This is a genomic window from Halorubrum sp. B52, assembly GCF_059752555.1.
On sequence record NZ_MWTG01000008.1, the window covers coordinates 19,531 to 32,704 of the forward strand.

Annotated in this window: 14 protein-coding genes; 8 read left to right on the forward strand and 6 right to left on the reverse strand. The window is 69.8% G+C overall.

Annotated features, from left to right (window positions below):
• Position 1 precedes the first annotated feature (1 nt).
• The 4 genes from B4V04_RS05850 to B4V04_RS05865 all read left to right on the forward strand — a co-directional run bounded on the left by B4V04_RS05850 (position 2) and on the right by B4V04_RS05865 (position 4,501).
• Positions 2 to 1,780 carry an ATP synthase subunit A gene (locus tag B4V04_RS05850; RefSeq protein ID WP_498229992.1) on the forward strand — a complete coding sequence of 593 codons (1,779 nt, stop codon included), beginning with the start codon at positions 2 to 4 and terminating at the stop codon, positions 1,778 to 1,780.
• A gap of 2 nt (positions 1,781 to 1,782) precedes the next feature.
• Positions 1,783 to 3,204, forward strand: a complete 1,422-nt coding sequence (locus B4V04_RS05855; protein ID WP_498229994.1) for a V-type ATP synthase subunit B — start codon at positions 1,783 to 1,785, stop codon at positions 3,202 to 3,204.
• 121 nt (positions 3,205 to 3,325) lie between these two features.
• Positions 3,326 to 4,024 (forward strand): V-type ATP synthase subunit D, encoded by a 699-nt coding sequence (locus B4V04_RS05860; RefSeq protein ID WP_498229996.1) that lies wholly within the window; start codon positions 3,326 to 3,328, stop codon positions 4,022 to 4,024.
• Between the two features lie 63 nt (positions 4,025 to 4,087).
• The gene (locus tag B4V04_RS05865) at positions 4,088 to 4,501 is read left to right on the forward strand and encodes a DUF6276 family protein (protein WP_498229997.1); all 414 of its coding nucleotides are present in this window, start codon (positions 4,088 to 4,090) and stop codon (positions 4,499 to 4,501) included.
• Positions 4,502 to 4,548: 47 nt separating this feature from the next.
• Here the strand turns inward: B4V04_RS05865 and B4V04_RS05870 are convergent, their stop codons facing one another.
• A complete protein-coding gene (locus B4V04_RS05870) occupies positions 4,549 to 4,911 on the reverse strand; it encodes a hypothetical protein (RefSeq protein WP_498229998.1) in 363 nt (120 codons plus the stop codon).
• 164 nt (positions 4,912 to 5,075) lie between these two features.
• On the opposite strand from B4V04_RS05870, the gene ilvA reads away from it, so the two are divergent.
• Together ilvA and cysS are read left to right on the forward strand one after the other, a co-directional pair.
• A complete protein-coding gene (gene ilvA / locus B4V04_RS05875; RefSeq protein ID WP_498229999.1) occupies positions 5,076 to 6,350 on the forward strand; it encodes a threonine ammonia-lyase in 1,275 nt (424 codons plus the stop codon).
• A gap of 143 nt (positions 6,351 to 6,493) precedes the next feature.
• Positions 6,494 to 8,002: a cysteine--tRNA ligase gene (cysS, locus tag B4V04_RS05880; protein ID WP_498230000.1), complete on the forward strand. Its 1,509-nt coding sequence runs from the start codon at positions 6,494 to 6,496 to the stop codon at positions 8,000 to 8,002.
• 37 nt (positions 8,003 to 8,039) lie between these two features.
• Here the strand turns inward: cysS and B4V04_RS05885 are convergent, their stop codons facing one another.
• The 5 genes from B4V04_RS05885 to B4V04_RS05905 all read right to left on the reverse strand — a co-directional run bounded on the left by B4V04_RS05885 (position 8,040) and on the right by B4V04_RS05905 (position 10,815).
• Positions 8,040 to 8,321, reverse strand: a complete 282-nt coding sequence (locus B4V04_RS05885; protein ID WP_498230002.1) for a DUF8036 family membrane protein — start codon at positions 8,319 to 8,321, stop codon at positions 8,040 to 8,042.
• Positions 8,322 to 8,376: 55 nt separating this feature from the next.
• Positions 8,377 to 8,652 (reverse strand): ArsR/SmtB family transcription factor, encoded by a 276-nt coding sequence (locus tag B4V04_RS05890; protein ID WP_498230004.1) that lies wholly within the window; start codon positions 8,650 to 8,652, stop codon positions 8,377 to 8,379.
• Positions 8,653 to 8,757: 105 nt separating this feature from the next.
• The gene (locus B4V04_RS05895) at positions 8,758 to 9,252 is read right to left on the reverse strand and encodes a fasciclin domain-containing protein (protein ID WP_498230006.1); all 495 of its coding nucleotides are present in this window, start codon (positions 9,250 to 9,252) and stop codon (positions 8,758 to 8,760) included.
• Between the two features lie 168 nt (positions 9,253 to 9,420).
• Positions 9,421 to 10,227 carry a prephenate dehydratase gene (gene pheA, locus B4V04_RS05900; protein WP_144799835.1) on the reverse strand — a complete coding sequence of 269 codons (807 nt, stop codon included), beginning with the start codon at positions 10,225 to 10,227 and terminating at the stop codon, positions 9,421 to 9,423.
• A gap of 42 nt (positions 10,228 to 10,269) precedes the next feature.
• Positions 10,270 to 10,815 (reverse strand): DUF7523 family protein, encoded by a 546-nt coding sequence (locus B4V04_RS05905; protein ID WP_498230009.1) that lies wholly within the window; start codon positions 10,813 to 10,815, stop codon positions 10,270 to 10,272.
• Between the two features lie 187 nt (positions 10,816 to 11,002).
• On the opposite strand from B4V04_RS05905, the gene B4V04_RS05910 reads away from it, so the two are divergent.
• Together B4V04_RS05910 and B4V04_RS05915 are read left to right on the forward strand one after the other, a co-directional pair.
• Positions 11,003 to 11,872, forward strand: coding sequence for a CbiX/SirB N-terminal domain-containing protein (locus B4V04_RS05910; RefSeq protein WP_498230010.1), 870 nt, complete (start codon positions 11,003 to 11,005; stop codon positions 11,870 to 11,872).
• Positions 11,873 to 11,874: 2 nt separating this feature from the next.
• The gene (locus B4V04_RS05915) at positions 11,875 to 13,068 is read left to right on the forward strand and encodes a DR2241 family protein (protein ID WP_498230012.1); all 1,194 of its coding nucleotides are present in this window, start codon (positions 11,875 to 11,877) and stop codon (positions 13,066 to 13,068) included.
• The last annotated feature ends 106 nt before the right edge of the window (positions 13,069 to 13,174 follow it).

Sequence of the window (13,174 nt, forward strand, 5' to 3'; positions counted from 1 at the left end):
CATGAGTAAAGCAGAATCCACGGAGACCACCACAACCGAAAACGGTGTCATCCAAAGCGTGAGCGGTCCGGTCGTGAGCGCCCGCGACCTCGACGCCCGCATGAACGACGTCGTCTACGTCGGCGACGAAGGCCTCATGGGGGAAGTGATCGAGATCGAAGGCGACATCACGACCATTCAGGTGTACGAGGAGACCTCCGGGGTCGCCCCCGGCGAGCCCGTCGAGAACACGGGCGAGCCGCTGTCGGTCGACCTTGGTCCGGGAATGCTGGACGCCATCTACGACGGCGTCCAGCGTCCCCTGGACGTGCTGGAGGGCAAGATGGGCAGTCCGTACCTCGACCGCGGGGTCGACGCGCCCGGCATCGACCTCGAGGAGGAGTGGGCGTTCGAGCCGACCGTCGAGGTCGGCGACGAGGTCGGCCGCGGCGACGTGGTCGGCGTCGTCGAGGAGACGGTCACCATCGACCACAAGGTGATGGTGCCGCCGGACGCCTTAGAGGAGGACGAGACCACCGAGGTCACCGCCGTCGAGTCGGGCTCGTTCGACGTCACCGAGACGGTCGCCGAGCTCGCCAACGGGACCGACGTCTCGATGCACCAGGAGTGGCCCGTCCGCGAGGCGCGCCCCTCCGCGAACAAGAAGACGCCCCGGACGCCGCTGGTGTCCGGACAGCGCATCCTCGACGGCCTGTTCCCCATCGCGAAGGGCGGGACGGCCGCGATCCCGGGCCCGTTCGGCTCCGGGAAGACGGTCACCCAGCACCAGCTCGCGAAGTACGCCGACGCGGACATCATCGTCTACGTCGGCTGCGGCGAGCGCGGCAACGAGATGACCGAGGTCATCGAGGACTTCCCCGAGCTGGAGGACCCGGCCAACGGCAACCCGCTGATGGCCCGCACCTCGCTCATCGCGAACACGTCGAACATGCCCGTCGCGGCGCGTGAGTCCTGTATCTACACGGGGATCACGATCGCCGAGTACTACCGCGACATGGGGTACGACGTGGCGCTGATGGCTGACTCCACCTCGCGGTGGGCGGAGGCGATGCGCGAGATCTCCTCTCGGCTGGAGGAGATGCCCGGCGAGGAGGGGTACCCCGCGTACCTCGCCGCCCGGCTCGCGCAGTTCTACGAGCGCGCCGGCTACTTCGAGAACGTCAACGGGACGGAGGGCTCCGTCTCGGCGATCGGCGCGGTGTCGCCGCCCGGCGGCGACTTCTCCGAGCCGGTCACCCAGAACACGCTGCGCATCGTGAAGACGTTCTGGGCGCTCGACGCGGACTTAGCGGAGCGCCGCCACTTCCCGTCGATCAACTGGAACGAGTCGTACTCGCTGTACAAAGACCAGCTCGACCCGTGGTTCGAGAGCGAGGTCGCCGACGACTGGGCCGAGAAGCGCCAGTGGGCGGTCGACGTGCTCGACGAGGAGACCGAGCTGCAGGAGATCGTCCAGCTCGTCGGGAAGGACGCCCTGCCCGACGACCAGCAGCTCACCCTGGAGGTCGCCCGCTACCTGCGCGAGGCGTACCTCCAGCAGAACGCGTTCCACCCGGTGGACACGTACTGTCCGCCGGAGAAGACGTACCTCATGCTGACGACGATCGAGACGTTCAACGACGAGGCGTTCAAGGCGCTCGAGGCGGGCGTCCCCGTCGAGGAGATCGTCGACACGGAGGCCGCTCCCCGGATCAACCGGATCGGCGTCCAGGAGGAGTACGAGGAGTACGTCGAGGAGCTCAAAGCGGAGATCACCGAGGAACTCCGGAGCCTCTACTGACCATGAAAGAGTATCAGACAATCACCGAGATCAGCGGCCCCCTCGTGTACGCCGAGGTCGACGAGGCGATCGGCTACGACGAGATCGTCGAGATCGAGACGGCACAGGGGGAGACGCTGCGCGGACAGGTGCTCGAATCCTCGGAGGGCGTCGTCGCCATCCAGGTGTTCGAGGGCACCTCCGGTATCGACCAGAACGCGTCCGTCCGCTTCCTGGGCGAGACGATGAAGATGCCCGTCACCGAGGACCTCCTCGGACGGGTCCTCGACGGCTCCGGCCGCCCGATCGACGACGGCCCGGAGATCGTCCCCGAGGAGCGCCAGGACATCGTCGGCGCGGCGATCAACCCGTACTCCCGTGAGTACCCCGAGGAGTTCATCGAGACGGGCGTCTCCGCGATCGACGGGATGAACACCCTCGTCCGCGGCCAGAAGCTCCCGATCTTCTCCAGCTCCGGGCAGCCGCACAGCGAGCTGGCGATGCAGATCGCCCGGCAGGCGAGCGTGCCGGAAGAGGAGGAGGGCGACGACGAGGAGAGCTCCGAGTTCGCCGTCATCTTCGGCGCGATGGGGATCACCCAGGAGGAGGCGAACGAGTTCATGGAGGACTTCGAGCGCACCGGCGCCTTAGAGCGCTCCGTCGTCTTCATGAACCTCGCGGACGACCCCGCCGTCGAGCGGACGGTCACCCCGCGGATGGTGCTCACCACGGCCGAGTACCTCGCCTTCGAGAAGGACTACCACGTCCTCGTCATCCTGACGGACATGACCAACTACTGCGAGGCGCTCCGGGAGATCGGGGCGGCCCGCGAGGAGGTCCCGGGGCGGCGTGGCTACCCCGGATACATGTACACCGACCTGGCGCAGCTGTACGAGCGCGCCGGGCGCATCCAGGGTCGTGACGGGTCGGTGACGCAGATCCCGATCCTCACGATGCCGGGCGACGACGACACCCACCCGATCCCGGACCTGACCGGGTACATCACGGAGGGGCAGATCTACGTCGACCCCGACCTCAACAGCCAGGGCCTGCAGCCGCCGATCAACGTGCTCCCCAGCCTGTCGCGGCTGATGGACGACGGCATCGGCGAGGGGCTCACCCGCGAGGACCACGCCGACGTGAAAGACCAGATGTTCGCGGCGTACGCGGAGGGAGAGGACCTGCGCGACCTCGTGAACATCGTCGGGCGCGAGGCGCTCTCGGAGCTCGACAACAAGTACCTCGACTTCGCGGACGCGTTCGAGTCGGAGTTCGTCGACCAGGGCTTCGACACGAACCGCGACATCGAGGAGACGCTGGAGATCGGCTGGGACCTGCTCTCGATGCTTCCGACGGACGCCCTCAACCGGATCGACGAGGAGTTCATCGAGGAGCACTACCGCGAGGAGGACTCCGAGCGCGAAGTCGTCGAAGCGGCCGACTGACGCGGCTTTCTTTCCGTTTTTCGCCCTCGGCTAGCGGCGGCGCCGGCGGGCGTCGTCCGCGCGCGACACGTCACGACTGAAAAGAATTATCCGCCTCGGAGCGGAACGTTCCCCCAATAAGATGGCCAAGGACGTCAAACCGACGCGGAAGAACCTGATGGCGATCGAGGACCGCATCGAGCTCTCCGAGCGCGGTCACGACACCCTCGAACAGAAGCGCGACGGCCTCATCATGGAGTTCATGGACATCCTCGATCAGGCGCAGGACGTCCGCTCGGACGTGTCCGAGACGTACGACACGGCCCAGCGCAAGATCGACATGGCCCGCGCGATGGAGGGCGACGTCGCCGTCCGCGGCGCGGCCGCGGCGCTGAAAGAGCACCCGGAGATCACCACCCAGTCGAAGAACATCATGGGCGTGGTCGTCCCGCAGATCGAGTCCTCGAAGGTGAAAAAGAGCCTCGACGAGCGCGGCTACGGGCTGCTCGGCTCCTCCGCCCGCATCGACGAGGCCGCCGACGCCTACGAGGCGCTGTTAGAGAAGATCATCCTCGCGGCGGAGGTCGAGACCGCCATGAAGAAGATGCTCACGGAGATCGAGACCACCAAGCGCCGCGTGAACGCCTTGGAGTTCACGCTCCTCCCGACCCTCTACGAGAACCAGGAGTACATCGAGCAGAAGCTCGAAGAGCAGGAGCGCGAGGAGATCTTCCGCCTGAAGAAGATCAAGGCCAAGAAGGAGGAAGAGGAGAAGGCGGAGGCGGAAGCCGAGGCCGCCGCCGAGGCGGCCGCGGCCGAGGAGCCGGAGCCGGCGGACTGACCGCTTCCGTCGACTCGCGCCGTCCTACCGATCGAACCCGTCGTCTCATCCATCTCGCTTCTCATGCCCTGTCCCCGCTGTGACGCCGACCTCGTCGCGTTCGCCGTCCCGTCCGCGATCCGCGAGCACGCGCCGGCCGCGAGGACGGCGATCTGCACCCGCTGTCTGCGGACGTTCGCCGCCGACGGGAGCGACGACGGGGTCGATATCGACGAGAGCGACATCGATACCGACGGCTCTCCCGCCGACCTCTCCGCGGTCGATCCCGCGTTCCCCGACGGCGAGGCCGGCGTCGCGCTCGCGCTCGTCTGCGGCCAGTTGGAGTCGTTCGCGCTCAACCGCGCCTCGATCGAGGCGCTCGTCGAGCACGCGGAGCGGTCGGGCGCCGACGTCTTCGCGTTCCTCGAGCGGCTCGACGCCGCGGACGCCGCGTTCGACCTCGACCGGCGGCGGGCGGCGCTGATCGACGTGCTGTGAGTCCCTCTTGGCGGCGCGTGGCCGCCGCCGATGTCGGCGGTCGGGAGTCAGTCCTCGTCGAGGTCGATGCCGGGCGGGTCGTCCCACTCGTTCTCCTCGTCTGACTCCTCGTCGGCCTCGGTCCCGGCCGGGCCGAGCGGCTTCTCGCCGCGCCGGTTCTTGTGAACCGCGAGGCCGGCCTTCCGCGCGTCGCTCCCGCCGGCGTAGGGGTCCTCTGACGGGTCGTACGACTGCTCGTCGCGCTCGAAGAGATACGCGAACAGGCCGAACAGCGGGACGACGAAGGCGATGAGCGCCCACTTCCGCCGGTCCATCCCGTGTTTCGGCGCGTCGACGTAGACGTACGCCGCGAAGCCGACGAGCCACGCGAGCGGCACCCCGACGAGGATGGCGACGACGAGAGGTTCCATACCCCCGCTTCGGGCTCGTCGGCTTAAGCGCACGGGTGAATTTCGGGTGGAGCGCGGTGCGACCGCCTCCGATTCGGCGGCTCCCCGCGGCGGACGGAACGGTCCCGCCGCGACCCCGCTTCCCACCCGAGCCCTTTTGAGCCGATCGCGCGAACACAGCCGTCATGTCCTCCGTCACGCTCGCGGACGTCGAGGCCGCCGCGGACCGGATCGACGCGACCGATATCGTCCAGCGGACGTCGGTCGAGCGGAGCCGGTCGCTGAGCGAGCGGTGCGGCGCCGACGTTCGGCTGAAGATGGAACACCTCCAGCGCAGCGGCTCGTTCAAGACCCGCGGCGCGTACAACGCGATCTCGCTGGCGGTCGCGGGGACCGGGGCGGACGAGGGAGACGCCGACGACGGCTCCGGGATCGACCGCGTGGTGGCCGCGAGCGCGGGCAACCACGCGCAGGGGGTCGCCCTCGCGGCGGCCGACGCGGGGATCGACGCGACGATCGTGATGCCGGAGTCGGCGCCGGCGGCGAAGATCGAGGCGACCCGCGGGTACGGCGCGTCGGTGGTCCTCCGGGGGAGTGCGTTCCCGGAGGCGATGTCGCACGCCCGGACTTTGACCGACGAGCCCGGAGTCCGGTTCGTCCACGCGTTCGACGACCCGGACGTCGTCGCCGGCCAGGGCACGCTCGGGCTGGAGGTGCTCGAACAGGTACCCGAAGTCGACACCGTCCTCGTTCCCGTCGGGGGCGGCGGGCTCGCGGGCGGGGTCGCCACCGCGGTCAAGGCCCGCTCGCCGGAGACGCGGGTGGTCGGCGTCCAGACCGAGGGGGCGTCGACGCTCTCGGAGAGCCTGCGGGCGGGCGAGCTCGTGACGCGGGAGGAGCCGGACACCATCGCGGACGGGATCGCGACCGGCGGGCTGAGCGAGCTCACTTTCGGGCTCCTGCGGGAACACCTCGACGAGACGGTCGTCGTCAGCGACGACGACGTGGCGGCCGCCATTCTCCTGCTCTTGGAGCGCGCGAAGCAGATGATCGAGGGCGCGGGCGCGACCGCGGCGGCCGCCCTCCTCGACGACGACGCCGTCGACGAGCTCGGCATGGCCGGCGAGACGGTCGTTCCGCTGCTCTGCGGCGGCAACATCGACGTCACGACGCTGAAGGAGGTGGTGACTCACGCGCTGGTCGACCGCCACCAGCTGATCGAGCTGTCCGTCCGGATCGACGACACGCCGGGGACGATGGGGGAGATCGCCACCCTGATCGGCGCGGAGCGCGCGAACATCCGGACGGTGCGCCACGAGCGCAGCCGGCCGGACCTGCCGGTCGGCGACGCCGACCTCGTGTTCGAGGTGGAGACGAACGGCCCGGCGCACGTCGACCGCGTCCTGAACGCGGTGCGCGACGCGGGCTACGACGCGGAGTGGACGACACAGGAGGGGTGACAACGGCGTATTAATCGCATGCGGCGGTGCGCGGCGCGCGCCTCCGAGCGGCCGGAGCATCGGGAGGGCTCGTCACCGCGCTCGTCCCCGTACCCTCGCCCGATCCGACGGTTTAAAACTCTCACCGTAGCAACGACCCGCTAATGAGTCTCGTCGTTACCGACACCCTGGCAGACGAGCGCGTCGAGTTCACGGCCGACGGCGACGTCACGCTGTACGTCTGCGGGCTGACGGTGTCGGACGACCCCCACCTCGGACACGCGCGGCTGTGGTTCCACGCCGACGTCCTCCACCGGTGGCTCGACCACCTCGGCTACGACGTGCGTCACGTCGAGAACGTCACCGACGTCAACGAGAAGATCACGGCCCGCGTCGGCGAGCGCGACGAGTGGGCCGCCGAGAGCGACGTGGCCGAGGCGTTCACCGCGACCACCTTCGACGCGATGCGCGGGCTGAACCTCCTCCGCGCGGAGGTGTACCCCCGCGTCACCGAGCACGTGCCGGAGATCCGCGACCTCGTCGAGACGCTCGTCGAGAAGGGGTACGCCTACGAGTCGAACGGCTCCGTCTACTTCGACGTCACGACGTTCGAGGAGTACGGGAAGCTCTCGAACCAGGACGTCGCGGAGCTGGAGGCGCAGGGCGAGCCGGACGAGCGGTCGGAGAAGCGCAACCCCTCGGACTTCGCGCTGTGGAAGGCCGGCGGCGTGAGCGAGACCGCCGCGCGAGAGCACGCGAAACACGACCACGGCGACGCCGTCCCCGAGGGCGAGACGTGGGAGTCGCCGTGGGGCGAGGGGCGGCCGGGGTGGCACGTCGAGTGCTCGGCGATGTCGACGACGCACCTCGGTGACACCCTCGATATCCACATGGGCGGCCGAGACCTCGTCTTCCCCCATCACGAGAACGAGATCGCGCAGTCCGAGGCGGCGACCGGGGAGACGTTCGCGCGCCACTGGCTCCACGTCGGCCTCCTCGAGATGGAGGGCGAGAAGATGTCCTCCTCGATCGGCAACTTCTGGACCGTTCCGGACGCCTTAGAGGAGCTCGGCGTCAACGTGATCCGCACCTTCTACGCCGGCGCCGCCTACCGCTCCGAGCAGGCGCTCACCGAGGAGACGATCGCGGAGGCCGAGGAGCGCTGGGAGCGTCTCTCCCGGACGTACGACCGCGCCGTCGACGCGCTCGACTCGGTAGACGCCCGCGCGAAGGCCGAGGACGACGACCTCCGCGAGGCGGTCGACACGGCCCGCGACGAGTTCGCCGCGGCGATGAACGACGACCTGAACCTCCGGGAGGCGACCGCGGCTCTCCTGGAGCTGACGGACGCCGTGAATCGGCACGTGGACGGGACGGACGGGAGCGGGACCGGCGACGACGGACCGGGCGACGCCTACGACTACCGCGGCCTCCGCGAGGCGGTCGAGGCGTTCGAGGCGCTCGGCGGCGACGTGCTCGGGCTCCAGTTCGAGACGGAGAGCGACGGCGACGTGGAGCTGGCCGGCGAGCTCGTCGAGCTGGTCTTGGACGTGCGCGAGGCCGAGCGGGAGGCCGGCAACTACGAGCGCGCCGACGAGCTCCGGGACGCGCTCCGCGAGGTCGGCGTCGAGATCGAGGACGGGCCCGACGGGGCGACGTACCGGTTCGAGTAGGGCGGCGCGGGCGGAGGCAGAGGAGAAGACGGCGGCGTCAGTCCCACGTCACGTAGACGAGGAAGGCGATCCCGACGAACTCCAGGATCTGGAGGTACATCATCGCTCTGACCGCCGGCGTCGACATCTGGGGCGGGTTGAGGTAGTAGAACAGCGCCAGCGCGTTCTCGGCGAGCAGGAAGAGCGCGAACAGCGCCGAGCCGAGGGTGTGCTTCGAGCGGATCTCGAGGTAGTTCCGTCCCCAGATGCCGACGAGGACGAGCAGCAGCAGGATGTTCACCGCCGCGGCGACTCGCGCCACGTCGAGCGTGAGGGTCATTCCGCGCCCCCTTCGATTCCGCCGTCAGTCGTTGCGTTCCAGGTTCGGGTCATGCTCACTCCACTTGGTCGATGATGTCCTCGACGGTCTCCCAGTGATTTCGGGTTCGGTCGGTCGGCAAATAAACGGCACCGTAATCCTGTTCGGTGCTCTCGACCACGCCGTTCTCCTCGAGCACGCCGAGGTGGTGTCTGACGGTCTTGTACGCGAGGTCGAGGTCCTCGGCGAGCTGGTTGGCGTTCCGCGGGCGTTCGTCGAGCGCGCGGAGCAGGCGGGCCCGGTTGGGACCGCCTCGCGTCCCGGCCAACACTTGCCAGAGCACCGCCTCCATCGACTGTATCCATCGGCGGACCGACTTATAAACGCGTGGATAGCCGTACCGCGCGGGTGGAGAGCGCGTCACGTCGGCGGGGACCATCAGGACTGCGCGGGCTCGCTACGGCAGCAGCACGCCGTCGATGACGTGGACGAAGCCGTTCGACGCCTCGATGTCAGTGGCGACGATGCCGGCCTGGTCGCCGTTGAGGTCGGTTCCGTCGACGTCGACCGTCGCGCCGTTCAGGGTCGGCACCTCGTCCGCGTTGACGATCGAGTTCGCCTTCCGGCGGCCGGGCACGACGTGGTAGGTGAGCACGTCGACCAGGAACTCGTCGTCGAGCTCGCCCACGTTGTCGGCCGTGATGCCGGCGTCGTTGAACGCCGCGTCGGTCGGCGCAAACACGGTCAGCTGGCGGTTTCCGCTCAGCGCGTCGACGAGGCCCGCCTCCTGGACCGCGGCGACGAGCACGTCGAAGCCGTCGGCCGCGACGGCCACGTCGACGATCGTGTCGCCCCGACTCGGCGGTCTGGCCGCGGCCGCACCGACGCCGCCGAGCAGCGTTGCCGTTCCCGCGCCGACGCCCTTGAGTACCGTCCGTCTGTTAGCGTTCATGGGATACACCCACGCGCATGAACGCCACAGTATGCAATCAACTATTTTGTGAAAGTAACCATACTTCCGCACTAAAGAGGCCCAAATCTCCGTCGATATTGCCGGTTTCGGTCGGTCGTCGGGACGAGAGAAACGGGTTCGGAACGGTCCGAAACCGGACGGAAAGCGCTACTCCAGCACGTGTTCGGTGTCGTACGAGCCCAGCACGCGCACCCACCCGTTGTCGGCGATCGCCTCGACGTCCTCGACCGCCTTCGCCATGTGGTCCTCGTAGAGCCCGGCGTCGACGTCGAAGTGGAACAGGTAGTCGCCGAGGCGCTCCCCGCTCGGGCGCGACTCGATCCGCGAGAGGTTGAGGTTGCGGTCGGCGAACGCCTCCAACAGCTCCAGCAGGAGCCCGGGGTAGTTCGCGTTCGGATAGACGATGAGGGTGGTCTTCCCGCCGGCGTCCGAGCGCGCGGACGCGGGCGCGACGACGAGGAACCGGGTCGCGTTGGAGGTGCGGTCCTGGATGTCCTCCGCGAGGATGGTGAGGTCGTCGCCGGCGTTGTCCGGGTGGCCGATCCCGGCGATGCGGGCGTCCTCGCGGGCGCGCTCGACTCCGCGGGCGGTGGAGGCGACCGCCTCGAGGCCGGCGTCCGGGTAGTGCTCCTCGAGCCAGTTCCGGCACTGCGCGAGCGCCTGCGAGTGGCTGGCGACGACCTCGAACTCGGACCCCTGCGCGAGGAGGGCGTGCCGGATCGGGGTGACCACCTCGCGGGTGACCGCGACGTCGTACTCCGCCAGCGCGTCGAGGCTCTCCGTGACGGAGCCCTCGATGCTGTTCTCGATGGGCACGACTCCCCGCTCGAACTCGCCGGAGGCGACGGCGTCGACGATGGCGGTGACCGACTCGCGGAACGACACCTCGGCGGCGACGGCCCGCGCCGCACGGTGTGAGTACGTGCCGGCGGGACCGAGCGTGACGGCGTTCATCGCCCCTACCTATCAGACCGCGTTAGAAAAGCGTGCGGGGTCTCATCCGTCCGCGCCGACGGCGCCGTCGGTCGGCACCGCCGCCAGCGCGTCCTCGGCGACCCGGACCGCCGTCGCGCCGTCGCGCCGCCCCACGACGACGACGAGGGCGTCCCCGGCGACCCCCGCGGCCTCGACGTCGACGTCGGCGGCGTCGAGGCGGCGGAGAACGGTCGCGAGCGCCCCGGCGTCGACGTCGCCGGTCGCGAGGACGGCGGTGTCGCGCCCCTCGGGAACGACCGCCGCGCCGCCGACGCCGAGGAGGGGATCGCCGTCGTCGGCGGCGTCTCGCTCCCCCTCGACCACCCCGACCCCGCTCCGCATCGACACGCTCGCCGCGCGCTCGGCGGTCGCGTACGCGGGGAGATCCCCGCGGAACCGGCGGAGCGCTGTCGCGATCGCGTCCGTGTCGGCGTCGCCGCCGCCGAGGTCGGCCTCGTCGGCGAGCCACGCGGCGGCGGCGCTGTGGTTCAACACGCCGGCGCGCAGCGCGTCGAGGACGAACGGGCGGGCCCGGGCCGCTTCGCGGGTGTCGGCTGCCAGCGACATGGTCGGGAGTGCGGCGCGGGCCGGCATGGCGATTTCGGTCCGGATCGGTGACCGGCATCCCGCCGGAGCGCGGGATCGCCGCGCCGCCGCGTTCCCGCCGCGTCGCCGCGCTGCCACGCGTCCGCCCGCGTTCCCGCCACGCCGCACGTGCCGAAGTCCCTAAGAGCGGCGCGCCCCCAGCGTGGGTATGCAGTCGCTCGTCATCGTCGCACACGGCTCGCACCTCAATCCGGAGTCGAGCGCGCCGACGTACGACCACGCGGACACGATCCGCGCGACCGGCGCGTTCGACGAGGTGAAGACCGGCTTCTGGAAGGAGGAGCCGCACTTCCGGGAGGTGCTCCGCACCGTCGAGGGGTCGGAGATCTACGTCGTCCCGCTGTTCGTCTCGGAGGGGTACTTCACCGAGCAGGTGATCCCGCGTGAGCTCCGGCTCGACGGCTGGGACGTCGCCGAGTGGGACTCCGACGGCCTCTCGGCCGACCAGGCCACGCTCGTCGCCGAGGACATCGACCGCGAGGTCCACTACTGCGGGCCCGTGGGCACCCACCGCGCGATGACCGACGTGATCGTCCGGCGCGCGGAGTCGGTCACCGGCGACCCCGACGTGGGCGAGGGGTTCGGCCTCGCCGTCGTCGGCCACGGCACCGAGCGCAACGAGAACAGCGCGAAGGCGATCGAGTACCACGCCGACCGGATCGCCGAGCGCGACCGCTTCGACGAGGTGCGGGCGCTGTACATGGACGAGGACCCCGAGGTCGACGACCTCCCCGACTTCTTCGAGAGCGACGACGTCGTCCTCGTCCCGCTTTTCATCGCCGACGGCTACCACACCCAGGAGGACATCCCGGAGGACGTCGGGCTCTGCGAGGACCACACGGAGGGGTACGACGTGCCCACTGAGGTCGACGGCACGCGGATCTGGTACGCCGGCGCCGTGGGCACCGAGCCCCTGATGGCCGACGTCGTCATGGAGCGCGCGGCCGACGCGGGCGCCGACCTCGGAGGCGCGCTCGACGACGTGCGCGAGACCACTCGCGTCGCCACGGGGGACTGACGATGACCGAATCCGCCGCGGAGTCGGCAGACTCCGGAAGCGATCCCGAGGTCCCCGACGTCGACCTCCCGAGCGACGCCTTCGACGCGGTCCTCGACGCGCTCTCCGACAAGACGCCCGGCGACCCGCTCCGGTTCGAGGGGTTCAGCGTCGCCCCCGACATCCGGGGCGACGTCGACGAGGACCGGTACGTCCTCGCCGACGGCGACCGCCGAACCGGGCTGACGGAGGGCGAGCTCCACGAGGCGCTCGCCGACCGCGCCCCCGCGGTCACGGACTGGTACGCCTTCGAGCGCGTCGTCGGCGAGTTCGGTCCCCGCCGGGCGTTCCTCCGCTGGCTGGAGGACGCCGACGGCGCGACGGTGGCGACCCGCTACGCCGCGCTCGCGGAGGGGATCGAACGCGCGTGGGGCGAACTGAAGATCACGGCCACGATAACCGACCGCGGGGAGCGCCGGTACGACGTGCGTCACGCCGACGACGCCGGCGTTCCGGTCGACGAGCTCGACGCGTACGAGGACCCGCTCGACGCACGCGAACTCGTCACGTACGACGAGAAGGGGCGCTACCGCCCCCTCAAGACCGCGCCGTCGCTCGCGGGCGGATGGGTCTTCCCGGAGCTCGGCCCGCGCGACGCCTACGAGGCGGTCGAGACGGTATACCCCGCGACGGTCGCCAACTGGCACCGCGAGCGCGAGGGCGAACTGGACGTGAACCACTGGCGCGAGACGATGGAGCGCCAGTCCGGCATCTACGGCGTCGTGAAGACGTGGGACCGCGGCGAGGGCCACGAGCACGTCGACTGGGTGGCGGAGGCGTGCTGCGACGACTCGCAGTGTCTGAAGCGCCGCGAGTGGGAGTACGACGACGAGACCGACCTCGACGTCGACGGCGGCGACGGCGTCTTCCCCTGCCGCGAGCCCTGCTCGGTCGTCGTCTCGGCCGCCCGCAAGTGGACGCGGCTGGAGAGCGAGCAGCCGCGGACGTACGAGTTCGAGCTGACGCCGAGCGAGAAGGAGCAGGTCGAGGACATCGTCGACGCGGTCGCGGACGGGCGGATCGACGAGATCCGCGAAGCCGACACGAAGGAGGGCGCGAACCGCTACCGGACGCGGTTCCTCCGCGCCAAGCTGTTCGACGAGGAGGGGAACCTCGCGGGCGTGCCGACCGAGGAGGACGAGGAAAGCGAGGAGTAGCGGGACGACGAGGCCGAGGGGCAGCGCGCAGACGGACGCCGACGTTCTCACGCGCGTGCGGGCGATCTTAATTAAGCTGTGTCACGAAACCTTTAGACGGAGGACC